At 55.3% G+C, this 23,044-nt stretch carries 21 protein-coding genes; 3 read left to right on the forward strand and 18 right to left on the reverse strand.

Annotated features, from left to right (window positions below):
• Window positions 1–451: 451 nt before the first annotated feature.
• Window positions 452–2,116 (forward strand): electron transfer flavoprotein-ubiquinone oxidoreductase, encoded by a 1,665-nt coding sequence (locus V8L71_RS00590; RefSeq protein WP_101146185.1) that lies wholly within the window; start codon window positions 452–454, stop codon window positions 2,114–2,116.
• Between the two features lie 105 nt (window positions 2,117–2,221).
• Here V8L71_RS00590 and V8L71_RS00595 read toward each other — a convergent pair whose 3' ends face one another.
• The 15 genes from V8L71_RS00595 to V8L71_RS00665 form a co-directional block, all read right to left on the reverse strand.
• Window positions 2,222–4,435 (reverse strand): ATP-dependent helicase, encoded by a 2,214-nt coding sequence (locus tag V8L71_RS00595; protein WP_336272928.1) that lies wholly within the window; start codon window positions 4,433–4,435, stop codon window positions 2,222–2,224.
• Complete coding sequence (locus V8L71_RS00600; RefSeq protein WP_101146187.1) at window positions 4,432–4,995, reverse strand: DUF1285 domain-containing protein; 564 nt, start codon at window positions 4,993–4,995, stop codon at window positions 4,432–4,434. The genes V8L71_RS00595 and V8L71_RS00600 overlap by 4 nt, the downstream gene beginning before the upstream one ends.
• Before the next feature lie 37 nt (window positions 4,996–5,032).
• Window positions 5,033–5,863, reverse strand: coding sequence for a TatD family hydrolase (locus V8L71_RS00605; RefSeq protein WP_101146188.1), 831 nt, complete (start codon window positions 5,861–5,863; stop codon window positions 5,033–5,035).
• A 69-nt stretch (window positions 5,864–5,932) separates the two neighbouring features.
• On the reverse strand, window positions 5,933–6,268 hold the full coding sequence (locus V8L71_RS00610; RefSeq protein ID WP_101146189.1) for a PilZ domain-containing protein: 336 nt from the start codon (window positions 6,266–6,268) through the stop codon (window positions 5,933–5,935).
• A gap of 43 nt (window positions 6,269–6,311) precedes the next feature.
• Entirely contained in the window at window positions 6,312–7,298 is a 987-nt protein-coding gene (locus tag V8L71_RS00615) for a DNA polymerase III subunit delta' (RefSeq protein WP_101146190.1), read from the reverse strand.
• The gene (gene tmk / locus V8L71_RS00620; protein WP_336273029.1) at window positions 7,289–7,942 is read right to left on the reverse strand and encodes a dTMP kinase; all 654 of its coding nucleotides are present in this window, start codon (window positions 7,940–7,942) and stop codon (window positions 7,289–7,291) included. Before tmk ends, V8L71_RS00615 begins: the two co-directional genes overlap by 10 nt.
• Before the next feature lie 46 nt (window positions 7,943–7,988).
• On the reverse strand, window positions 7,989–8,996 hold the full coding sequence (gene mltG, locus V8L71_RS00625; RefSeq protein ID WP_336272929.1) for an endolytic transglycosylase MltG: 1,008 nt from the start codon (window positions 8,994–8,996) through the stop codon (window positions 7,989–7,991).
• Window positions 8,997–9,043: 47 nt separating this feature from the next.
• Window positions 9,044–9,856, reverse strand: a complete 813-nt coding sequence (gene pabC, locus V8L71_RS00630; RefSeq protein WP_336272930.1) for an aminodeoxychorismate lyase — start codon at window positions 9,854–9,856, stop codon at window positions 9,044–9,046.
• Window positions 9,857–9,862: 6 nt separating this feature from the next.
• Window positions 9,863–11,101: a beta-ketoacyl-ACP synthase II gene (gene fabF / locus V8L71_RS00635; RefSeq protein ID WP_008956800.1), complete on the reverse strand. Its 1,239-nt coding sequence runs from the start codon at window positions 11,099–11,101 to the stop codon at window positions 9,863–9,865.
• 192 nt (window positions 11,102–11,293) lie between these two features.
• Window positions 11,294–11,527: an acyl carrier protein gene (gene acpP, locus V8L71_RS00640; protein WP_008956801.1), complete on the reverse strand. Its 234-nt coding sequence runs from the start codon at window positions 11,525–11,527 to the stop codon at window positions 11,294–11,296.
• Window positions 11,528–11,651: 124 nt separating this feature from the next.
• Complete coding sequence (gene fabG / locus V8L71_RS00645) at window positions 11,652–12,395, reverse strand: 3-oxoacyl-ACP reductase FabG (RefSeq protein WP_101146194.1); 744 nt, start codon at window positions 12,393–12,395, stop codon at window positions 11,652–11,654.
• Between the two features lie 58 nt (window positions 12,396–12,453).
• Window positions 12,454–13,413: an ACP S-malonyltransferase gene (fabD, locus tag V8L71_RS00650; protein ID WP_336272931.1), complete on the reverse strand. Its 960-nt coding sequence runs from the start codon at window positions 13,411–13,413 to the stop codon at window positions 12,454–12,456.
• 108 nt (window positions 13,414–13,521) lie between these two features.
• Entirely contained in the window at window positions 13,522–14,574 is a 1,053-nt protein-coding gene (gene plsX / locus V8L71_RS00655) for a phosphate acyltransferase PlsX (RefSeq protein WP_336272932.1), read from the reverse strand.
• A 43-nt stretch (window positions 14,575–14,617) separates the two neighbouring features.
• The gene (gene rpmF / locus V8L71_RS00660) at window positions 14,618–14,788 is read right to left on the reverse strand and encodes a 50S ribosomal protein L32 (RefSeq protein WP_008956805.1); all 171 of its coding nucleotides are present in this window, start codon (window positions 14,786–14,788) and stop codon (window positions 14,618–14,620) included.
• 36 nt (window positions 14,789–14,824) lie between these two features.
• Window positions 14,825–15,355, reverse strand: coding sequence for a YceD family protein (locus tag V8L71_RS00665; protein WP_336273030.1), 531 nt, complete (start codon window positions 15,353–15,355; stop codon window positions 14,825–14,827).
• 231 nt (window positions 15,356–15,586) lie between these two features.
• Between V8L71_RS00665 and V8L71_RS00670 the strand changes: the two genes are divergently transcribed.
• Window positions 15,587–16,204, forward strand: a complete 618-nt coding sequence (locus tag V8L71_RS00670; RefSeq protein ID WP_336273031.1) for a Maf family protein — start codon at window positions 15,587–15,589, stop codon at window positions 16,202–16,204.
• 48 nt (window positions 16,205–16,252) lie between these two features.
• Here V8L71_RS00670 and sppA read toward each other — a convergent pair whose 3' ends face one another.
• The 3 genes from sppA to V8L71_RS00685 are packed head-to-tail and all read right to left on the reverse strand — an operon-like array spanning window position 16,253 to window position 19,026.
• Window positions 16,253–17,371: a signal peptide peptidase SppA gene (sppA, locus tag V8L71_RS00675; RefSeq protein ID WP_336272933.1), complete on the reverse strand. Its 1,119-nt coding sequence runs from the start codon at window positions 17,369–17,371 to the stop codon at window positions 16,253–16,255.
• Window positions 17,372–17,395: 24 nt separating this feature from the next.
• Window positions 17,396–18,049 (reverse strand): HAD family hydrolase, encoded by a 654-nt coding sequence (locus V8L71_RS00680; RefSeq protein ID WP_176303125.1) that lies wholly within the window; start codon window positions 18,047–18,049, stop codon window positions 17,396–17,398.
• 35 nt (window positions 18,050–18,084) lie between these two features.
• On the reverse strand, window positions 18,085–19,026 hold the full coding sequence (locus V8L71_RS00685) for an RluA family pseudouridine synthase (RefSeq protein ID WP_336273032.1): 942 nt from the start codon (window positions 19,024–19,026) through the stop codon (window positions 18,085–18,087).
• Window positions 19,027–19,757: 731 nt separating this feature from the next.
• On the opposite strand from V8L71_RS00685, the gene rne reads away from it, so the two are divergent.
• Window positions 19,758–23,024: a ribonuclease E gene (gene rne, locus V8L71_RS00690; RefSeq protein WP_336272934.1), complete on the forward strand. Its 3,267-nt coding sequence runs from the start codon at window positions 19,758–19,760 to the stop codon at window positions 23,022–23,024.
• Window positions 23,025–23,044: the final 20 nt, after the last annotated feature.

Genomic DNA, 23,044 nt, shown 5'->3' on the forward strand with positions numbered 1-23,044 from the left:
TAAAAGCCGTTAACCTGGGACGGCACCCGCTTCGCGAGTACCCCTTATTAAATAGCGACTAATAATAGAATTACTGCATACGTTATGAGCAAAAAGTCTTGCTTGGGCACTGCCCAAATTGGCAGTGCCGTCAAATTCATTCAAGCGTTTGATAGGTACCTGATTGAAAAACCCTATCAATTTGCCATAGCCTGCCAGTTAGTGACAATACTTGCTAGCTACTGCCTTGGTCTTAGCATTGATCTATCGCTAGCAACACATACAGCCAAGAAATGCGGTTTGCACCATCGTAGGCGTGACCTGACACAGGTATTATGCCTATCATGGGGCATAACCAGAAGCAAACGACCGTTTTAAATTAAGGCCATCTGTTTATAAGCTAGTACCTAAAACGTAGGCATTCACTAGCTTTTGCAGATATTGGCGCTTAAAGAGAATAAGGAGAAGCCGGGTGGAAACTGTTGAACGCGATGTAATGGACTTTGATGTCGTCATTGTCGGCGCTGGCCCATCCGGGCTTTCCGCCGCCTGCCGACTCATGCAGCAAGCTAACGAGGCGGAGCAAGAGTTAACGGTCTGTGTGGTTGAGAAAGGCTCAGAAGTTGGCGCTCATATCTTGTCAGGAGCGGTTTTTGAGCCCCGCGCACTGACCGAACTCTTCCCTGACTGGAAAGAACGCGGCGCGCCGCTCAATACGCCCGCCATTCGCGATGACGTTGTTTTACTTAAGGACGCTGAAAAAGCGCAAAAAGTGCCTAACGCACTTGTGCCGAAAAGTATGCACAACACCAGCGGCGATCAGCAACGTTACGTGATCAGTGCCGGTAACCTCTGCCGCTGGCTGGCTGAGCAGGCAGAAGCACTCGGCGTTGAAATCTTCCCAGGCTTTGCCGCCCAGGACGTTATCATTGAAGACAACGCTGTGCGCGGCATTCTGATTGGTGATATGGGCGTCGCCGCCGATGGTACACCCAAAGATGGCTACATGCCGGGTATGGAACTGCGTGCCAAATACACGCTATTTGCTGAGGGCTCGCGCGGCCATATTGGGAAGCGCTTAATTAAAGACTTCTCGCTGGATGAAGGTCGCGACCCCCAGCACTACGGTATTGGCCTCAAAGAGCTGTGGGATGTACCTGCCGAGCAGCATGAGCCTGGCTTGGTAGTTCACGGTTCAGGCTGGCCTTTAGATAAAAACACCCACGGCGGGTGGTTTTTATACCATGCGGAAAATCAGCAGGTGGTGGTGGGTCTTATTATGGATCTTGGCTACCAAAACCCGTGGCTTTCACCGTTTGATGAATTTCAGCGCATGAAACATCATCCGGCTATTAGCCAATACCTTAAAGACGGCAAACGCGTTGCTTACGGCGCCCGGGCCATTACCAAAGGTGGCTTCAACTGCCTGCCAAAAATGACCTTTCCCGGCGGTTTGCTGGTCGGCTGCGATGCGGGCACGCTCAACTTTTCCAAAATTAAGGGCTTACACACCGCTATGAAGTCGGGCTTAGTAGCTGCCGAGAGCGTGTTTGAGGCAATTAAAGGAGGTGATGAGGGCGCTCAGGAACTGACAAGCTTTAATCAGAAGTGGGAAGCCAGCTGGGCGTATCAAGAGCTTAAAGAGAGCGCCAGCTTCGGTCCGGCTATCCATAAATATGGCACCATCGGTGGCGGCGCGTATAACTTTGCCCACCAGCTGCTGGGCAACAAGTTACCCAACGTGCATGACACCACTACCGATCACGGCGCCCTGAAGCCTGCGGACGAGTTTGAAAAGATTAACTATCCCAAGCCGGATGGAAAGCTTTCCTTCGACAAACCGTCATCAGTGTTTCTGTCGAATACCAATCATGAAGAAAACCAGCCGTGCCATTTACGCCTGGAAGATCCGGAGCTACCGATCCGTGAGAACCTGCCTAAATATGCAGAACCAGCACAGCGCTACTGCCCGGCGGGTGTGTACGAAGTGATTGAAGATAGCGAAGGACAGCCGCGTTTTCAGATTAACTTCCAGAACTGCGTACACTGCAAAACTTGTGATATTAAAGACCCAGCGCAAAATATCACTTGGGTAGCACCGGAAGGCGGCGGCGGCCCCAACTATCCTAATATGTAAGCCAACCACTCTAATATGTAAGTCAGCCGCATGAATGTTACGGCTAGAAGGGAGCAAGCATTCCTACTGGCCGTAGCATCCCCCCTTTCACATTCAACTTATACGCTACGAGAGAATAGCGCTTTGTGAGCCTTCCAATAGCTGAATGGGCGCTCGGCGGGCAATAAGCCTGCGTCGGCCAGCCTGATCAAAGCGCACATCAATCACTGGGTCGCTCGCATTTCCCTCTACTGCCGCCACTTCACCCTCACCAAATACCGCATGGTGCAGACGCTGACCGGGATAAAAGCGCGTATCGGCCGAATAAGTTGCCTTATACTCTTCCACGTGTGCCGCTGCAAGCACAATGTCTTCACGTCCTAAACGCGCCAGATAACGCTCAACTAGTCCCACCGATGTCACTTGCAGCGATGCTTCTGGTGCACTGGGGTTAGCTAGACAAGAGGCCACACGCATACTGTCTTGCCAGGCACTTTCGGCAATAAAGCGACTAGGACGATGCGCGCCCCCGTCATGGAGCACTAATAGCTGTTCTTGGGCACGAGTGATGGCTACGTAGAACAACCGCCGCTCCTCCTCCAAGCGCTCATCGCTAAGCGGATTATCGCGGCTGTAGTGGGGAAAATCCTCTTCATTGACACCGGCTACTGCGACCAGTGGCCACTCAAGCCCTTTGGCACCGTGCACTGTGCTAATCAGCACGCCGCCCGCCTGGTTTTCAACCGGACGCTCCAGCAGCTCGATGAAGGCATCTGGATCTTGAACGCTTTGGGCTTGTTCGATTAATACATCAAGTAAGCGTACATCCTCTTCGCCTTTATCCCGCCGCGCCGCTGCCCGTTTAAGTGTTTTTTCCGCCTCAATGGTTTCCACTACATGCCTTAACAGCTTGGCGGGCGGCCATGCACTCAGCTGCGGCAATTCACATAGCAGCAACCAGCGTTTTTTAAGCGTACGCCGTTGGATCGGCTTTAATGCCGTCAACATAGGGTCATGCCGCTCAGGCCACTGCTGGGTAGTCGCCAGCTGATAGGCTAATCGCTGCAGTCGCTCACGAGCAACAAAGGGAGTCGGCTGGGAAAGCAATAGTAATAGTTGCTGTGGATCGCGTAGCAGATCGGGACGACGCGACAGCTTCAAGTACCCGGCGAGTGCCTGTACCAACGGCAGACGAAAGACAAAACGATCCTCACGCTGAAGTCGAAATGGAATGCCCGCCTGCAAAAGCGCCAGTTGAAACGGCACCGATAGCGCCCAACTACGCACCAGTAAACTGGCCTCGTTAAACGCACGTCCTTGGGCCTGCCAATCCATCAGGGCATCCAGTAACAGCCGACTGCCCTGCCCTACCGAAACGCGCGTCTCAGGGTTATTGGGCGCGGCCAGACACAGCTGATTGGGGCGGCGCTGATTGGCGGCAATGGCATGATTAGCGGTAAGCGCCAAGGCATGGCCATGACGGAACGTGGTAGATAGCGGGTAGTCGGTGGCCTCGCCAAAGGTGGCGGTAAAATTTTCCAGCATCGTATCGGGTTTGGCGCCACGCCACTCATAGATGCATTGGTTAGCATCGCCGACCGCCATTACCTCGGCACGGCTGCCCACCAGCACAGATAAAAGACGCTGCTGAGCGGCATTAATATCTTGATACTCGTCAATAATGACATGATCCAGAAACCCCTCGACGCGACCACGCAGGGCGCTATCTTCCTCTAACGCCTGCAAAGGGCGATAAAGTAAATCAGCGTAGGTCATCACCCCTTCCGACTCTAGTAGCCGCTCCGCCTCGGCAAAAGCGGCCGGAAAATAGTCGGTATCCGGGTCAAAATTGAGTCGCTCATAGAGCGATTCAGGGGTAATCATCTCTGCTTTAACCAAGCCGCAGAAGTGGGCCAAGGTTTCAAGCCTATCACCTTCAAGAGCAGCATCGCGGCGCTCAACCGAGTCGCGCAGCACATTAAGGCTCGCTTGACGAAGCAGCCTCTCTAATTGCCAATCGGCGGATAATAGCTGACGAGGCGCAAGCGCCCCCCAGCGACATAGGCTTTGGGTTAAGCGGTGGCCCAGCGAGTGAAACGTGCGCACATCCGGCAGCGCCTGCCCGGCAGGCGCCATTGACGCTAAACGGCGCTGAAAATCATCCTTGGCGGAACGGTTAAACATCAACACCAGAATGCGCTTTTGCGGCACACCACTGGCCAACAGGTGTAGCACCCGAGCGGCCATAGTGGTGGTTTTACCTGCGCCTGCGACGGCCGCCACCCGCGCATGACCGGCGGTATGATTCACAACGGCCTGCTGTTCAGCAGTTAACTTCACGGCGTCTCGCCTGATGCTTCATCGTCAAGCTGACCGAGCGCAAACCACTGACCGGCACTCATTAACCCAATCTCAGTAGTGCCATTGTCGTTTTCACGGGCTTCGGCTGCGTCAACAAGCTGGTAATACACATTACGGTGCAGCCTGGCGGCCAGCCCAAAGCGTACCGGCAGTTGCGGGACTGCCTCGCTTTGAGGCGTTAAAGTGACGGAAAGCGGGTGCTCAGCATCCAAGCGAACGACATCGTCAAACTGGGTGGTGAACCACCAGGCATCGTCGTGAAAGTCAGCCTCTACCGCGACCAGCGGTAGGTCTTCCACCTCTATCCGCCAACGCTCTACCGGCGTGACTAAGCAGTAACCATCTTCGTCAAGGCGTAGCAGCGTGGCCAATAAACGCGCCACCTTGGGACGGGCAAAGGTCCGCCCTTCGTGCCACCAACTGCCATCGGCGTGAATACGCAGGTTCATATCTCCAGAGAGCGGAGGCTGCCATTGGTCAAGGGGAGGAATAGTGCCTCCCACTTCGTCACGCTGCAGCAGCAATCTATCGATATTCATCTCGCCCTCCTTGCTTAAGCGCATTCAACTCACACGGTTATAGAAGTCCAGACTGCTCTAACGCCTCTTTGACATGGTGCGGAGCATCAGGCGCGGCGGCAAGAAAGAGCTGATAAAAGTTGGCTGTGGTCTGCATGGCGACCTCGTCAACACTGATCCCCCGCTCGTTAGCGATGCACTCCGCCACTTCCACTACCCAGGCCGGCTCGTTGGGCTTGCCGCGATAAGGAACAGGAGCAAGGTAAGGGCTATCGGTTTCGATTAGCAAGCGATCCAGCGGCAGCTGGCGGGCTAGCTCGCGCAGCGGTGCAGCGTTACGAAAGGTGATAATCCCCGATAACGAAATGTAAAAGCCCAGTCTTACGGCTTCACGGGCCATCGCTAAGTCTTCAGTAAAACAGTGTAATACACCGCCCACGCGAGGGTCGCTATATTCACGCAGCAGCGCCAGTGTTTCTTCTTTGGCTTCACGGGTATGTACAATCACTGGCAGCTCTAACTCACGCGCGGCGATCAAATGACGCTTGAAACGCTCGTGTTGCACATCTACCGGCACGCTGTCTCGATAGTGATAATCCAGTCCGGTTTCACCAATGGCTACCACGTCATACTGCTCGGCAGCCTCTTTTATATCCTCAACGCTGGGCTCGCTCTCACTGTGATGCAAAGGATGCAAACCAGCAGAGATCGCCACATCGTGATGCGCTCGAGCAATGGCTGCGAGTTGCGGCAACTCCTCCAAAGTGACGGCGACCGCAAGAAATTGGCTAACGTGGGCCGCGCGCGCAGCCATCAGCGTGGCAGCGAGGTCGCCCCCGTGAGTCTGGTCAGATAAACGATCTAGGTGACAGTGCGAATCAACAAACATGCAGGTCTCGACAACGGGTAGGCCGTTAACACCATGGTGCTTACTTTAAAGGTATCAACGACGGTTTAATCAGAGCGTGAACGACGGGGCTGCCTTATCCAACTGTCCGGCAAGCAGCGTCTCAATGCGGTCACGCACAGGGTAATCTTGCTGGCTGAAATGTAGACCAATACCAGGTATGCGGCGGCCGCTGACACCCTCAGGCGAGACCCACACCACCTGGCCGGTGATTGAAAGACGTTCGCTTTCACCCGGCAGCGTCAGCAGTAAAAACACCTGCTGGCCCAGTGCATAGGGAGTCTGAGTGGGCACGAAAATCCCCCCACGGTCCAGAAATGGCATATAGGCGGAGAGCAGTGTCGGCACATCGGGAATGTTAAGAGAGAGCGCTTTTTGGGCTGCCATAACAACCTCGCTAGATTGCTGTAAATAGGGAGAACACATTCCGCTAGGAGCGCAGCAGAGCCGCCCAGCGAACCAACCACGCCTCAAGCACCAACTGGGGATTTGGGTTAGCTCCCACCGCCAACAGACGCCGCTGTTCACGGGCATAATCCAGCAGGCGAAACCAATCCTGCACCCGGCCATTTTTGACCGCCTGGCGATAAAGCGGCTCAAGATCGGGGTTGTGCAGCACTGCTGCTTCACCGGATAAACCGAGACGAATCAGGTCTTCCAGCCAGGCGATACCGTACCACAAGATGGCATCAATCGCCTGGCGATCCAGCCGCGCGGCCTCAGAGACAGGCTCTGCGCCACGCACCAACTGCTCAAAACTGTCGTGAATTTGGTGGCGCAAAGCGCGCTCTTCGGGCGCGGCCAATTCCACCGCCAGTAGCGGCAGGCCACCCGCTACCTGCCACCAGAAGTAGGCTTCGTCGGCACTGTTGAGTTTCTCAATCAGCCAACCACGACACGCTTCAAAGGCAACACTGGGCAGGGACCACTGCTGACAGCGCGAGCGGATCGTTGGCAGCATCCGTGAAGGCACATCAGAAAGTAGGATAAATAGCGTCTTATCGCCGGGCTCTTCAAGGCTTTTGAGCAGCGCATTAGCAGCGGCAACGTTCATTGCCTCAGCCGGTGAAATGACGATGACCCGGTATCCCCCCTGCTGAGCCGTTTGTGAAACAAAGCGGTTAACCTCGCGAATAGGGTCAATACGAATCTGGCGCTTGCCATCTTCCGGCGAGACCCGCAGCAAATCAGGATGGTATCCCGATGCCAACATCGCGCAGCTATGGCAATGCCCGCAGGCCTGGTCTGCGGGGGCGGCGCATAGTGTCCGGGCGATTAACGCTTCCGCCAACTGTTGCTTACCTACCCCATGGGCGCCATGAATGAGCAGCGCATGGGGCATCCGCCCTCCATCGGCCAGACGGGTTAGCTGATGCCAAGTGGCAAGGTGCCACGGCATAACGCCGCTTAACGCCATGCGGTTACTCGCGCCGAAAGGGTCTTACGAAGCTGCACTTGTACTTCTTCAAGGGGATGCTGAGCATCAATCACCGCAAAACGTTCGGGGTCTTCTTCCGCTCGCGCCAAATAGGCGTCGCGTACAGCCTGGAAAAAATCGGCCTGCTCTTGCTCAAAACGGTCACGCTGCTCGTGACGATCGCGCAGGCGGGCTTCTAACCGCTGCTTGGCCGCCTCTTTGGGCATATCGAGCAAAAGCGTTAAATCGGGCGCGAATCCCTGCTGAACAAAATCTTCCAGTACGGCAATACGTTCCTTGGCAACGCCTCGGCCACCGCCCTGATAGGCAAAGGTAGCGTCAGTAAAACGATCACACACGACCCAAGCCCCTCTTGCCAGGGCAGGCAGAATTTTCTCCGCTAAATGCTGCGCCCTAGCGGCAAACATAAGCAGCAGTTCTGCGTCCACATGCAGCGGCTCTTGGGGGGCGGGGTCCAGCAGCAGTGCTCGAATAGCTTCGCCTCGCTCAGTTCCCCCCGGCTCACGTGTGCGCACCACTTCCAGCCCCTGGGCTTCCAGCCACTCGGCGACAAAGCCCACATTGGTAGACTTTCCCACGCCTTCGCCGCCTTCCAGCGTAATGAAGCGTCCCCGCTTACTCATCATGCTCCCTTACTGTGATGATGACGTTGATGATAGGTCATGGCGATTACCGGTTGCGAATATAGCGATTAACGGCATTATTATGCTCCCGTAATGTACGCGAGAAGTGATGCGTGCCATCACCCCGGGAAACAAAATAGAGCGTTTCGCCGGGTAGCGGGTTTACCGCCGCTTCCAAGGACGCACGCCCCGGCAAAGCGATCGGCGTGGGCGGCATGCCATCAATCACATAAGTGTTATAGGGCGTCGCTTCAAGTAGATCAGCACGGGTGATGCGGCCTTCATAGCGCTCGCCCATGCCATAAATAATCGTCGGGTCGGTCTGTAAGCGCATTCCCTGCTCCATGCGTCGCTTGAACACCCCGGCGATTTCACGACGCTCCTCCGGCGCCCCCGTTTCGCGCTCAATCAAAGAGGCCATAATAAGCGCCTCATAGGGTGACTCAATGGTCAGGTCGTCGGCACGCTCTTCCCAGACACTGTCCAAAATTCGTTCCATACGCTCAAGCGACTGCTGTAGTAGATCGATGTCGCTCATTCCCAGGTGGTAGCGATAGGTATCGGGAAAGAACCATCCTTCAGGAAAGGTGCCTTCGCGATCAAGTAGCGTCATCACCTCTTCGTCGCTCAAATCTGCCGTGCGATGGTCAAGTTTTGGCGCGGCATTGAGCAAGTCGCGCATTTGACGAAAGGTCCACCCTTCAGGAATCGTCAGTGGATAGGTGACAACGTTATTACTGCCTAGCAGCGCCATCATTTCCAGCCCGCTCATATCCGGCAAAAGCTGATATTCGCCAGTACGCAGCCGCGGCACGCGCTCAGGCTCCACGCGCGCTAATAAGCGAAACGCCCAAGCATCTTCCAATATGCCCTGGGATTCCAGCTCCGCCACCACCTGATTAAACCCCGCACCAGAAGTCACTTGGTAAAGCGTTGGCTCATCAAGCGCTAGCGGTGCCTCTAAGCGGCTCTGCCAATAAAAATAACCGCCTGCTGCACCGGCAGCCCCGATTATGACTACGACTAACAAAGCGGTTAATAACCGTTTCACCATGACACCTCAAAATAATTGCGGGGTGATATTGATAAGAAGGCTGGCGTTTAGGCAAAGCCTAATAACTGATGAGCCAAGCGTTGGAAGGGATCAGACTCACTCACAGCCCAGCGCTGCAGCAACGAACCATCCGCTGCTAGCAGCGCCGTCACAGGCCACACTCCCTGCACAGAGTTTGCCACCCATAGCCGCTCGACCTCAGCAAGGTGATCCAGCGACAGCGCCCCCTGGGCAACGACACCTTGATCAATTAATCCAGCGCGCAGTGTGCCTGCTACGCCGCATTGGTCAACAAAAGGCGTGAACATTTGCCCCGCCTGCAGCCAAAAAATATTCATACTGGTGGCTTCTATGACCCGGCCTTCGCTATCAGCGAGCAGACCTTCGGCGATCGCGGCATCGCTCCACTCCTGCCGGGCCAGTACGTTCTCCAGCCGATTAAGATGCTTAATACCGGCCAACCGCGGCTGGCGGCTAAGGCGCAAATCACAAAGCCTAACTGTGACACCCTGCTGCCAGCGCTGAATCGAGGGCTGAAATGGCGTTCGGCGACTAAGTAAACGCGGTGTTACTTCATCCGGCTGCGCATAACCCCGCCCGCCACTGCCACGCGTCAGGATAAGCTTGAGTACTTCCAGCTCAGCGGTGCAATCACCCTGCCAGGTGGCATCTAGTGCTGCTTGGCAAGGTAACGGTATATTTAGGCGCCGACACCCCTTCGCTAGGCGGTCTGTATGATAGCGCCACAGCACCGGTGCACCTGCACGCAACAGTACCGTTTCAAAGAGACCATCACCATACGCTAGCCCGCGATCATCAAACGGCACAGTTTGTTCGTCAGATAACGCGGGCGGCAACATCGTCAATTACACCTTCTTGAATAACAGCGAACCGTTAGTGCCACCAAAGCCAAAGGAGTTGGAAAGCGCCATATCAATCCGCATGTTCCGCGCGGTGTGCGGCACATAATCCAGATTGCAACCCGGCTGCGGGTTATCCAGGTTGATGGTCGGCGGTGCGATCTGGTCACGAATTGCCAGAATGCTGAACACTGCCTCTACCGCACCAGCGGCACCCAACAGGTGGCCGATCATCGACTTGGTAGAGCTCACGGCCACATTATTGGCTGCATCACCCAGTACGTTCTCAATGGCTCGACTTTCTGCCAGGTCGCCTGCCGCGGTTGAAGTGCCATGGGCATTGATATAGTGCACTTCAGAAACGTCAACCTGGGCATCTTTGATGGCATTGCGCATAGAGAGCGCCGCGCCGCGACCATCTTCCGGTGGCGATGTCATGTGGTAAGCATCATCGCTCATGCCAAAGCCGACCAGCTCGGCATAGATGTGAGCTCCGCGCGCTTTGGCATGCTCATACTCTTCTAGCACCAACACACCCGCACCGTCCGATAACACAAAGCCATCACGATCAGTATCCCACGGGCGGCTGGCCGCCTGAGGGTCATCATTACGCGTTGAGAGCGCGCGTGCAGCTGAAAAGCCGCCCAGACCTAGGGGGGTTGTCGCCATCTCGGCACCACCACAGACCATGACGTCTGCGTCGCCATAGGCGATCGTGCGCGCGCTATAGCCAATATTATGGGTACCGGTGGTACAGGCAGTGGTAATCGCGATATTCGGCCCTCTAAAGCCGTGCTGAATCGCCATATTGCCCGAAATCATATTAATGATGGAACCCGGCACAAAGAACGGCGACACCTTACGAGCCCCACCCTTGTTGAGCGCGTTGTGGTTATGTTCAATCATGGGTAGACCACCAATGCCTGAACCGATAGCCACACCGATGCGATCCGCATTCTCTTCAGTGCACTCGATACCGGAATCTTCAACCGCTTGAGCGCCCGCCGCCATACCGTACTGAATAAAGAGATCCATCTTGCGAGCATCTTTAGGATTCAGGTACGGACTAATATCAAAGTTCTTGATCGACCCACCAAAACGCGTGTTAAAGCCACTGGTGTCAAAATGCTCAATAGGCGTAATACCGCTTTTACCAGCAACAATGTTGGCCCACGATTCATCTACGCTATTGCCCACTGGGGTCACCAGGCCTAACCCAGTTACCACTACCCTTTTCCGTGCCATTAGCTTTCCTCCAGGCATCCATGGTGACGCGACCCACTTGGGTCATTCGCTGCTTAAATTTGGTCAACAGTATAACGGAGATTGAACGTTATAAGCATTGTGGCAGCAAAGCAAAAAAGCCGCCCTGCGAAAGGACGGCTCTTAAGGCGGGTGACTAGCACCCCACCCTGGTTCGATGCATCGACGCAGCCCTTACTGGTGGGCGTTCACGTAATCGATGGCTTCTTGAACCGTGGTGATTTTCTCAGCTTCTTCATCAGGAATTTCAGTATCGAATTCCTCTTCCAAAGCCATGACCAGCTCAACGGTGTCGAGCGAATCAGCACCCAAGTCTTCTGTAAAAGAAGAGCTGTTTTGGATGTCTTCTTCTTTAACGTTCAGGCGCTCTGCTACCACTTTCTTAACGCGCTCTTCAATAGTACTCATTAACGTACTCCAGTCGTTCACATTAGCCGTTTTTGATAACCAGCTATTTGGAAACCGCAAGCCAAAAGCTGCGGGGTAGTTTATAGACGCCCTTGGGTCGACGCAACCGCCATCCCCAAGGCCATCAACGCATATTCATGCCGCCATTTACGTGAAGCGTCTCACCGGTGATGTAACCGGCTGCATCACTGGTCAGAAAGCCAACCGCTGCGGCGATCTCTTCCGGTGCTCCTAAGCGAGCCAAAGGAATTTGCTTAAGTAACATTTCATGCTGGGCCTCAGGCAGCGCCTCGGTCATATCGGTGGCAATAAAGCCCGGCGCCACCGCATTCACCGTGATTGCTCGCGAGGATACCTCACGCGCCAAGGCTCTGCTAAACCCCTCCATACCGGCTTTGGCTGCAGCATAGTTAGTTTGGCCCAGGTTGCCCATGGTTGCCACTACAGAGCTGATCGACACAATACGCCCAAAACGCGCCTTGGTCATACCCCGCAAACACGCCTTACTAACACGATAGACAGATTTTAAGTTGGTATCCATCACGGAATCCCACTCATCTTCCTTCATACGCATCAGCAAATTGTCTCGCGTGATACCGGCATTGTTAACCAAAATGGTCGGCGCACCAAAGCGCTCAGTGATGGTTTTCAATACGCTGTCAATGCTGGCCTGGTCGGTCACGTTAAGACACAGACCTGCGCCTTCAATGCCATTCTCTTTTAAATCAGCATCAATTTTCTCAGCACCGGACTCGCTAGTCGCTGTGCCAATGACGATACGGCCTTGACGACCTAGCTCACGAGCAATGGCCTGGCCAATACCGCGACTGGCCCCTGTTACCAGGGCAACTCTACTTTCTTGGGTCATAACGTTCTGCCTCTAACCGTGTAATCAAGCAAGGATAGCGGAATAACACAACCCTTGGTCACGCTTTATCAGCCAACGTTTCACGCGCCAGCTCAAGCGCAGCATTCAGGCTGTCAGGATCATTTACTGCCAACCCCTTGCTACCCTTCACGATACGCTTATTGAGGCCGGTCAACACCTTTCCAGGCCCGCACTCAATAAATACTTCAACACCTTGACTGGCCATTGCCTCAACGCAGGCGCTCCAGCGCACTGGCTGATAAAGCTGTTCGATGAGGCGTGTACGCAGTGTCGCGGTATCCGCATGCGCCTTGGCGTCAACATTTTGAATCACGGTATAGCGTGGCGCTCGCAATTTAATCGCCTGCATAGCCTCCGCTAGACGCTCGGCGGCCGGGCGCATTAACGCACAATGCGAAGGAACGGAAACGGGCAATGACATAGCGCGCTTGGCCCCCGCTTCTTGGCAGGCAACGATAGCCCGCTCCACGGCCGCCTTTGAGCCTGCCACTACGACCTGCCCAGGGGAGTTGTAGTTAACAGCAGACACCACGTCGCCCTGGGCGGCTTTTTCACAGGCGGCTTCAACCGCCTCGTCTGCCAAACCAAGGATGGCTGCCATACCACCTTCACCCGCGGGAACGGCTTCCTGCATGGCCTCACCGCGCAGACGCACTAAGTTAACGCCTTCGGCAAAGCTCATGACGCCAGCGCACACCATCGCGCTGTATTCGCCCAAGCTATGGCCCGCCATTACAGTAGGCCGAGGCCCTTCTAGCTCCTGCCAAACGCGCCAAATAGCGACGCTGGCAGAAAGTAATGCGGGCTGGGTGCACGCGGTTGCATTAAGCGATGCTTCAGGACCCTCTTGGACGACTTTCCATAAGTCGTAGCCCAAAGCATCCGACGCTTCCTCAAATGTCGTTCCCACCACACTATAGCGCTCGGCCAGCTCTCGCAGCATTCCAACCTGCTGAGAGCCTTGCCCGGGGAAAATGAGGGCAAGGGGTTGAGACATGTCGTTCACCTTTGCACTTGTAGGCATTTGCTCATATGAGCGATAGGCGAGATTATTGGCACATCCTGATGCCACCTATAAACTCGCAAAAAATAAACTATTTATTATCTAATCATGGCTCGCAGGTGCCACTGCTTCACTTAATGGCGCCTGCCAACGGCCTGCGATCCGCGCAGGTAAATTATGTTCTACTTCCTGAAGAGCACGCTGGATAGCGTAGTAGAAACCATCGGCATGGGTACTGCCGTGACTTTTCACCACGATACCGCGCAACCCCAACAAACTGGCCCCGTTATAGCGCACAGGATCTAACTCCTGCTTTAAACGCCTCAACACAGGCTTGGCCAGTAGGCTTGCTAAACGACCACTTAAGCGCGATTCAAACGCCATCTGTACGCGTTCAACCAACATACTTGTCAAACCTTCGCTTGCCTTGAGCACAGCGTTACCCACAAAGCCATCGCATACCACGACGTCAAGCTGGCCTTTAAACAGGTCACCACCCTCGGCATAACCTTGATAATCAAAAGCACCACTATTGGCATGCTCGCGCAGCATACGATCAGCTTCGCGAACGCTGGCGCATCCTTTAGTGGCCTCAGCACCAACATTGAGCAGCGCGACACATGGCATAGCCGTGCCATCGACACACTGCGCCATCGCCGCGCCCATTAGCGCAAAATCCACCAGCCGATGAGCGGGAGAGTCCACATTGGCGCCTAAGTCCAGCAAATAACAGCGACGCCCTTGGCGCGCTGGAATCGCGGTACTGATCGCTGGCCGAGAAATACCCTCGACCATCCCCAGCTCGCGCCTTGCTAATGCCACTAGCGCTGCCGTATTACCCGCACTTACACCGGCAACCGCCTCGCCCTGGGCGACACTTCGCAGCATGCGCACCATACTGGTCGCCTGCCCCCTGCGCAGCGCCCAGGCAGCGGTTGTCGATGGCATAATGCAGTCAGGTGCTTCACGCGCCACCAAACGTGACGTTGCCGCAGCCAGAGGCTGCGGCAAGCGTGAAAGCTCAGCAAGAATCTGCTGACGCGGGCCAAACAGAATCAGCTCAAGGTCTGGGTGTTCCACCACTGCCTTTGCAGCACCTGTGATAATCGCATGAGGGCCTTGGTCACCCCCCATCACATCTATCGCTAGGCGCATACCGCACTGAGTCCGTTTAGCCGCTTAATAACGCAATTGAGGTTTATACCTCAATCACTTTACGACCACGGTAGAAACCGTCTGGAGAAATGTGGTGACGCAGGTGAGTCGTACCGGTTTCTTTGTCTTGAGACAGCGTCGGAGCGGTCAGTGCATCGTGGCTACGACGCATGCCGCGCTTGGAACGAGTTTTACGGTTCTGTTGAACTGCCATGGGTGTTTACTCCAAGGTATTTAAGGTAAAGGGTGCTTATTTTTTGCCTTTTAAGACATTGAGCACCGCGAATGGATTCGTCGCTGGCGTTGTTTCTGCCGCCGCGCCTTCTGTTTTGCTGACCAGCTGCTCCGCCGAGACATGACATTCGGCTTCATCGTGATAGACCACTTGAGGCAGGCTAAGAATCAATTCATCCTCAACCACCGTCAAAAGATCCAGCTGTTCCTTTTCCACCAGCACCGGTTCATGACTAGCAGGCAACTCGGCCGCTAAGGCTTCGTCAGTGACCATTCCAAGCAAAAAGTCACTGCTCACCTCTTGAGGCAGCGGCACCAGGCAGCGTCGGCAGGCAAGCGCCAACGTCGCTTGCAAGTGGCCACGAATTTCACGACGACCTTGAGCATCGACGCCAAACTCAAGCATGACATGACAGTCGCCGGTTTGGACACCCGCTTCTTCGGCAAGACGTGGTAGTTTATCTAGCGCTACCAAGCCTTCGATTCGTTCGTGGCGGGCTGCGAGCTTATAAGGCTCAACCCGACTGGGGAGTTGTGAGGTCAACATAGGCGCGCAATGATAGGCACTCCCCCTGCTGGTGTCAAAGCTGTCGGTAGATTTCTTCATGCCTTCCTCAATAAATAACCAACCGCGGCCTCAATAAACAGCCAACATAGGCAGGTTTAGCTGCTTTCGCTACACTCTACTGCTTTGAAATTGCTTGTGCGCCACTTTGCACACGCATCTCCAATAACAGGCGCCACTACCAGCCAGGAGCTATTTGTGACTTCATCCTCAATGACCGAGCCATCAAGCACTCAGGCATCAACGACCGAGCTGGTACTGGCTTCCAGCTCACGTTGGCGGCGCGAGCTGCTGGACCGGCTGCAGCTACCCTATCAGTGCTATTCTCCTGATATTGATGAAACGCCTCATAGCGGCGAAACGCCCCACGCTCTGGTCCATCGTCTAGCGCTCAGCAAAGCTAACGCCGTTGCGCACCATTTCCCCTATCACTGCATTATCGGCTCTGACCAGGTGGCGGTGTTTGAAGGCGACATTCTTGGCAAACCGCATACGGAAGCCAAAGCGCGCGCTAACCTTAGCCGCTTCTCCGGCCAGCATGTCACCTTTTTGACCGGTTTAGCACTGCTGGATACACGCCACCAGCGCCATCAGGTTCACGTCGAGCCATTCGAGGTGGTTTTTCGCCACTTGAGCACCCAGGAAATTGACAACTATGTCGCCAAAGAACAGCCACTCGACAGCGCCGGTAGCTTTCGAATGGAAGGCTTAGGCATAGCACTGTTTGAAAAGCTTGAAGGCCGCGACCCCAACGCATTGATTGGGCTACCGCTGATTGCGCTTTGCGACATGCTGCGCCAAGCGGGTTTAGACCCACTTGGCGCCTCCTGATTATCAATAGAGTCTGACAGCTAATAACTAATAACTGACAGCTATAACTTAGAAGCGCAGCGGGGTAGCCGGTGCGCTGACGCCCAACACCTCGGCGACGACCTGGGTAAAGCGGCGCGTCAGGCGCTCAAACGGATCAAGGCTCGGCGTATAGTCCACCCAGCGGGTGTCACCCACGCGGTCGCGTGCCACCTGCTCAAGGCTGCCTAACTGGTCAACCAGGCCTAGATCAATGCTCTGTTCACCGCTCCAGACAAGGCCTGAAAAGATGTCGGGACTATTGCTAAGCCTTTCACCTCGTCCTGCTCTTACGTCGTCAATAAACTGGCGATGGGTTTGGCTGAGCACGCCTTGCCAAAACTGCTCCGCCTCTTCATCAAGCGGCTGAAACGGGTCAAGAAAGGCTTTATTTTCACCAGCAGTTAGCACGCGGCGCTCCACGCCAATGCGCGCTATCGCCTCCTCAAACCCAAAGCCTGCGTAAATAACGCCAATAGAACCCACCAGACTCACGGGCGACGCAACAATCTCATCCGCCGCCGCGGCAATATAATAAGCGCCGCTGGCACCGATATCTTCGATCACTGCGATAATCGGCTTATCGCCTTGTTCGCGTAGGCGCATGATTTCTGCATAGATACGCTGAGACTGCACCGGGCTACCACCTGGGCTATTAATGTGCAGCACCACGGCCGCAGCGTCTTGCGCCTCCCAGGCGTTATTCAGCCCCTCGATAATACGCTCCGCATTGGCAGGAGAATCGCTGGCAATTACCCCATTGACCTCAACAATACCTAAGTGGCGCTGTGTGGGCGCGGTGGCACTAGGCGAATCCCAAAACAGACTATAAAGGGTGGTAAACAGCACCAACAATACAATAGTGAGCATCATCAGACGGAAAAACAGCTTCCAGCGGCGAGTGCGGCGCTGTTCCGTTAACACACCGCCTATCCAGTGATCCATCATCTCCAGTTGCGCCAGCCGCTGGCGTTCGCGCAGAGTTTCGGCATCATCGTCTGGCGCACCCGACACCGGCTTAGCGCCCTTACTAGAAGGCACCTCTGATCCCTGTGTCCAACGATCCTTCCTCACCTCATTGCGATCATCATTGGTCGGGCCGTCACGTCCGTCGTTTGTGCCACCGGGGCGGATTGGGTCGTCGCTCATAAAATGTCCTTATGTAAACGCTGGCTACTCACCGTACAACCGATCAAAAAGCTCATCGATGCTATGGGCAATCCACTTGGGGCGACTCAGTGCCAAACGCTCTGGCGTATGCACCCCGTAAGTCACGCCTATTCGATCCATACCAATCGCTCGCGCCATTTCCAAGTCGTACTCTGTATCGCCGACCATCACCGCTCGCTCGACGGGCACTTCAAGCTCAGCCAACAGTTCCGAAAGCATTTGAGGATGTGGCTTCGAGCGGGTTTCATCCGCCGTGCGGCTGGCGTGAAACCAGGCACCGCTGTCGGTCTCAGCAAAAATGCGGTCGAGGCCACGGCGACTTTTGCCGGTCGCAACCGCTAGCCGCTGCTGTTCACGACCGCGCAAACGGGCGATCTGCGCCTCAACCCCGGCAAAAAACAGCATCGGCGTCGCATCCGCCGTCACAAAATGGTGCGAATAACGCTCACGTAGGCGTTCGGCCTGAGCTGGTAAAATACCTGGGCAAAGCTGGGCAATGGCCTCAGGCAGCCCTAATCCAATAATATCTTCCACCTCCGCCGCCGAGAGCTCTCCCCACTCGGCTTCCAGCGCAGCCGCCTGCATGCACGACACTATCCGCGGCACCGAGTCCATCAAGGTGCCATCCCAATCAAATATAATCAGCTCGTACTGCATGGCAGCTCCATATCAAGGGCGGATTAGTAAACGGCTTATTGGCGAGCACGCTTAAGCGCTTCTTCCAGCGCCTCTGGCAGTGGCGCTTTGACGGTCACCGGTCGACCATTGGTGGGCTCGGGAAAGGTAAGCGCACGCGCATGCAGAAACAAACGCCCCAGCCCTAATTGCTTGGTAAGAAAACCGCTTTCACGGGTGGCGTATTTATCGTCGCCCAGCAGTGCATGGCCTGCATGGGCAGCGTGCACACGAATCTGGTGGGTGCGCCCTGTCACTGGTTCGGCTTCAATCAAGGTGGCTTTTTCGAACGTCTCGACCACCGAGAAATGAGTACGCGACACTTTACCATTGGGATCAACCCTTACCCGACGCTCGCCATTGCCCGCATCAAAGCGATCCAAACGCGCGCTTTCGTAGGTTTTACGCGCTGGCCAGCGCCCGCTCACCAAGGCCAGATAGCGCTTATCCATGCCGTGTTTTTTCAGTGACTCATTAAGCGTCACCAACGCATCGCGGGATTTGGCCAGCAACAAGCAACCAGACGTATCGCGATCTAAACGGTGAACCAACTCCAGGAAGCTCAAATCATCGCGCACCTGGCGCAGTGCCTCGATCAAACCGATTTTAACCCCGCTACCACCATGCACCGCCAAGCCTGAAGGCTTGTTGAGCACCATCCAATCAGGGCCTTCCATGATAACGCTGCCCACTAACAGGTCGCGTAAATTATCGCTCACTTCCTTGACCGCCTCACGGGGCGCCAAGCGCAGCGGCGGAACGCGAACTAAATCGCCTGCTTGCAAACGGTAATCCACCTTTACGCGCTTTTTATTAACGCGCACTTCGCCTTTACGCACGATGCGATAGATAAGCGCCCGTGGCGCTCCTTTGAGCCGCGTCATGAGAAAATTATCAATTCGCTGCCCAGCCTGCTCTGGGGCAATATCCACCCACTGTACTTCACGCCCTTCGGACATTGCCGCTTGCTCCTGCTGTAGTTCGGTGACATCAGCTAAAAACGGCATTCTAGCGTAGACCCAAGGGCATTGCGTCAATTGCTGGTCGTTGTCTTTACTGTTATATTCCAAAACGTTCACCAGCCAAGCACAGAAAGCTTTCTTGTCTATCGCTAGTGACTAGCTGATAGATAGCTAATTCGTTAAATTGGTTAGCAGAAAACGTCAACGCTGAGCTCGGTTAATGCGCCTGCCCGACTAACACGCAGGCCTGAACACGAAAGACGACGTCAGTGTACGCATTGCTCGTTTTTCCAGTACCAATATCTGATCTTAAAAAATGCAGTAAATCTGCCGCCCGTTTTTTATGCCGGCAGATGAACATAAGCCTAGCCCTTAACGGCAGGCAGTAACTTAACAACGCCACGCCCTGAGCAGCCCCCTCCTTTCTCGTCACAAGGCGCTGGCTGACTCCGGGCGACAAGTTCAACGCTGTGCCGGTGGCCGGCGTTGGTGAATCGATGAATGCCAGGTGTCGGCGGTGTCAGCAGGGCCGGATGGATGTGACAACCACCGGAACACGTCCTGCCTCCGCCACGTACTCAACGCCCTACTGGCCGGGTTGGCTATGATGCCTTCCCGGCTTGACGCGTCAGCATTGCAATGCGCCGAGCACAAGCACGCAGCACCCAGCGGTTCGCCTACGTCACCCCATAGGCAGTTCGCCGGTACGCAACGCTATGCGAGACAACATGAAACGGATGCTTATTAATGCGACACAGCCCGAAGAGCTGCGCGTCGCTTTAGTTGATGGACAACGCCTGTACGATTTAGATATCGAATCCGGCGCTCGAGAACAGAAAAAAGCCAACATCTATCGCGGAAAAATCACCCGTGTAGAGCCCTCACTTGAAGCTGCCTTTGTCGATTACGGCGCTGACCGCCACGGCTTTTTGCCGCTCAAAGAGATCTCTAAAGAGTACTTTGTAAAAGACGTTTCCGGACGTCCCAGCATTAAAGAAGTACTCAAAGAGGGCCAAGAAGTCATCGTTCAGGTCGACAAGGAAGAGCGTGGCAATAAAGGCGCCGCGCTTACCACCTTTGTCAGCCTGGCTGGCCGCTTTTTGGTGTTGATGCCCAACAACCCGCGTGCAGGCGGTATTTCTCGCCGTATCGAAGGCGATGAGCGTAGTCAGCTCAAAGATGCCATGGGTCAATTGACCGTGCCGGACAAAATGGGCCTGATCGTGCGCACCGCTGGCATTGGCCGTAACCCGGAAGAACTGCAGTGGGACTTGGATTACCTGGTTCAGGTGTGGGAATCGATCACCACTGAAGCCGCCAAGCGCCCTGCCCCGTTCCTGATCTACCGTGAATCCAACGTCATCATTCGCGCCATGCGCGACTACCTGCGCCAGGACATCGGCGAAGTATTGATCGACAGCCCCGAGATTCACGCCGAAGCACTGGGCTTTATTCGCCAGGTCATGCCCTCGTATCAGCAGAAGATTAAACTTTATGCTGATGAAGTACCGCTGTTCTCGCGTTTTCAGATCGAATCGCAAATCGAAACGGCCTACCAGCGCGAAGTAAAGCTTCCTTCCGGTGGCTCGATTGTGATCGATCACACTGAGGCACTGGTCTCCATCGATATCAACTCGGCCCGCGCCACCCGCGGCAGCGATATCGAAGAAACCGCCCTACAGACCAACTCTGAAGCCGCCGACGAGATCGCCCGCCAGCTACGCCTGCGCGATATCGGCGGCTTAGTCGTCATCGACTTTATCGACATGGGGCCAGCGCGGAACCAGCGTGAAGTTGAAAACCGCATGCGCGATGCGCTTAAGCTAGACCGCGCGCGGGTACAGATCGGCCGTATTTCACGCTTTGGCTTGATGGAAATGTCCCGTCAGCGCCTGCGTCCTTCGCTGGGCGAAACCAGCGGCGTGGTTTGCCCGCGCTGTAATGGCCAAGGCACCATTCGCGATGTGCGTTCGCTGTCGCTGTCGATCATGCGCCTGATTGAAGAAGAGGCCATGAAAGAGAACAGCGCGCAGATTCGCGCTATTCTGCCGGTACCCGTGGCGACTTACCTGCTCAATGAAAAACGCAGTGTGCTGGCCGATTTAGAGTCCCGCCAAAATGTTCGCGTTGTGCTGCTACCCAATCCTGATATGGATACGCCCCACTACGACGTTCAGCGCCTGCGCGATGATCATTTAGACGAGGATGACACTCAAAGCCTTTCGAGCTTTGAGCTCTCCACGGATACCGAAGTAGGCAAAGAGCCAACACCCAGCTTCGTACCGCCCGCTCAACGCGCCGAAGCAGCAGTGAAAAGCGTTACGCATAACGCCCCTGCGCCGGCATCGCTGCAAACCGAAGAGAAAGCGCCTGCTGCTGCCCCAGCGGCGAAAGTAGTACCGGCGACCAGCGAGCAACCCAGCGTCATTGGCCGCTTTATCCGTGGCTTCGCCAAGCTGCTAGGCAGCGACGAAAGTAATGCTGAAGCTACGCCAGAGCCCAAGACTGAAACCCCGGCACCGCGCAAGCCAAGCGAGCGTAAAACCAATCAGCGCAGCAGTGAGTCGCGGCAGAAGCCCTCACGCAATGAGCGTGGCGACAACACTAGCCGTAACGAGTCGCGCAGCGACAACAGCACCCGGTCTGAGCCAAAAACTGAACAAAAAGCCGAGCAAAAAAGCGAGCAACCCACCACTGCTCCGCGTCCTGCCGGTGACGATAACAGCGACAAGCGCAGCGGCCCCAGCCGCACTCGCAATCGTCGTCGTCATCCCCAGCAAGACGATGCCACCGAAGAGTCGGCCAACAAAGCGCCTCGTAAAGAGAGCCAGTCGGATAGTTTTGGCAAAGATAGCTCTGGCAAAGACAGTTCTGGAAAAGACAGCTCTAAAAAGAGCAATAACGGCAAAAGTGCAGCGCCGAAAGAGTCGCGTCGCGAGGCTAGCCAAGACAGCCAACCCGATGAAACTGCCAAACAGCCAGAAGCCAAGCAGGATGACGGCAAGCCGAAGCGTACGCGTAACAACCCGCGTAACCGCACACGTACCCAGGCGATCAACCCAAAAGCAGAAGCCGAGCAGTTAAAGCTGCAGGCAGAAGTGGCAAATGAAGCGCCAGAAACCGCTGAACCTGCGGATGAAGCGCCTGTCGCACCGACAACCGAAGCGTCAGACGCGAAAGCTTCGGCACCGGAAGTAGAAGCACCAGCTTCAGAAAAACCGGCTTTAGAAGCACCAACTGCCGAGACACAGAATGCTGACGTCGCCGCCTCTGCCGATGAATCCACTCAACCTGCTTCTGAGACCGCTGAGCAGGAAGCCGCTGCCAAGCCGAGTGAACCCGTCACCAGCGAAGAGCCCGCACCTGCTGCTGCCTCTGAAACAACGGAACCTCATTCTGAAGAGCGTAAGACTACATCAGCGCCACCTGAGGTGAACTCAGAAACAACCGAAGCTAACTCGGAGCCTGCTGAAACTGAGCAAACTGCTGATAACCAGCCAAGTGCTAGCGAATCGGTAGCACCTGAAGCTATCGAACCGCCTGCGGCCAACGCGGTCGATCCGGCGGCCACTATTGAAGAAGCTGCTTCTGAGCCTCTCAGTAGCGCTGATACGGATCAAAGCAGCGAACAGCGCCAGCCTGAAGCGTCAACTAACGCCCTGGAAACTAGCCAGGAAGCAGCAACGCCCAGCGTTTCTGAGCATGACGATGCGGCCTCTTCAACTGAGGAGCACTCCAACAGCGAGCAAAAGCAAGCTGAGGAAAAGCCATCTGAGGAAAAGCAAGACGAGGAAGAAAAGAGCGTCGCACAGAATAGCGGCGACCTAGAGGCGACTGAAGCAGAGCCTCAGCCTGCTCAGCCGATTGCTAGCGAAGCACCCGCTGAAGACGCAGTCACTGAAGAAACACCTAAGCCACGTCGCCGTCGCACACGGGCTCACAACGATCCGCGTGAAAAGCGTAAACAGGCGCAACAGGACACCCACTCCGAGTAAAATCGGTAGCGTGTTGCAAC

The organism is Vreelandella indica (assembly GCF_037070225.1).
GTDB classification, from domain to species: domain Bacteria; phylum Pseudomonadota; class Gammaproteobacteria; order Pseudomonadales; family Halomonadaceae; genus Vreelandella; species Vreelandella arctica.

Excerpts from the sequence above, each read along its gene's own strand:
- V8L71_RS00615 (WP_101146190.1), bottom strand. The coding sequence starts at position 7,298 with ATGGCGTTAAGCGGCGTTATGCCGTGGCACCTTGCCACTTGGCATCAG.
- plsX (WP_336272932.1), bottom strand. The coding sequence starts at position 14,574 with ATGCGCCTAGCGATAGATGTGATGGGGGGTGACCAAGGCCCTCATGCG.
- acpP (WP_008956801.1), bottom strand. The coding sequence starts at position 11,527 with ATGAGTACTATTGAAGAGCGCGTTAAGAAAGTGGTAGCAGAGCGCCTG.
- sppA (WP_336272933.1), bottom strand. The coding sequence starts at position 17,371 with ATGAGCGACGACCCAATCCGCCCCGGTGGCACAAACGACGGACGTGAC.
- V8L71_RS00670 (WP_336273031.1), top strand. The coding sequence starts at position 15,587 with ATGACCGAGCCATCAAGCACTCAGGCATCAACGACCGAGCTGGTACTG.
- V8L71_RS00605 (WP_101146188.1), bottom strand. The coding sequence starts at position 5,863 with ATGTTTGTTGATTCGCACTGTCACCTAGATCGTTTATCTGACCAGACT.
- V8L71_RS00600 (WP_101146187.1), bottom strand. The coding sequence starts at position 4,995 with ATGAATATCGATAGATTGCTGCTGCAGCGTGACGAAGTGGGAGGCACT.
- pabC (WP_336272930.1), bottom strand. The coding sequence starts at position 9,856 with ATGTTGCCGCCCGCGTTATCTGACGAACAAACTGTGCCGTTTGATGAT.
- mltG (WP_336272929.1), bottom strand. The coding sequence starts at position 8,996 with ATGGTGAAACGGTTATTAACCGCTTTGTTAGTCGTAGTCATAATCGGG.
- V8L71_RS00665 (WP_336273030.1), bottom strand. The coding sequence starts at position 15,355 with ATGTTGACCTCACAACTCCCCAGTCGGGTTGAGCCTTATAAGCTCGCA.
- tmk (WP_336273029.1), bottom strand. The coding sequence starts at position 7,942 with ATGAGTAAGCGGGGACGCTTCATTACGCTGGAAGGCGGCGAAGGCGTG.
- fabG (WP_101146194.1), bottom strand. The coding sequence starts at position 12,395 with ATGACCCAAGAAAGTAGAGTTGCCCTGGTAACAGGGGCCAGTCGCGGT.
- V8L71_RS00610 (WP_101146189.1), bottom strand. The coding sequence starts at position 6,268 with ATGGCAGCCCAAAAAGCGCTCTCTCTTAACATTCCCGATGTGCCGACA.
- fabD (WP_336272931.1), bottom strand. The coding sequence starts at position 13,413 with ATGTCTCAACCCCTTGCCCTCATTTTCCCCGGGCAAGGCTCTCAGCAG.
- fabF (WP_008956800.1), bottom strand. The coding sequence starts at position 11,101 with ATGGCACGGAAAAGGGTAGTGGTAACTGGGTTAGGCCTGGTGACCCCA.
- V8L71_RS00680 (WP_176303125.1), bottom strand. The coding sequence starts at position 18,049 with ATGCAGTACGAGCTGATTATATTTGATTGGGATGGCACCTTGATGGAC.
- rne (WP_336272934.1), top strand. The coding sequence starts at position 19,758 with ATGAAACGGATGCTTATTAATGCGACACAGCCCGAAGAGCTGCGCGTC.
- V8L71_RS00685 (WP_336273032.1), bottom strand. The coding sequence starts at position 19,026 with ATGTCCGAAGGGCGTGAAGTACAGTGGGTGGATATTGCCCCAGAGCAG.
- rpmF (WP_008956805.1), bottom strand. The coding sequence starts at position 14,788 with ATGGCAGTTCAACAGAACCGTAAAACTCGTTCCAAGCGCGGCATGCGT.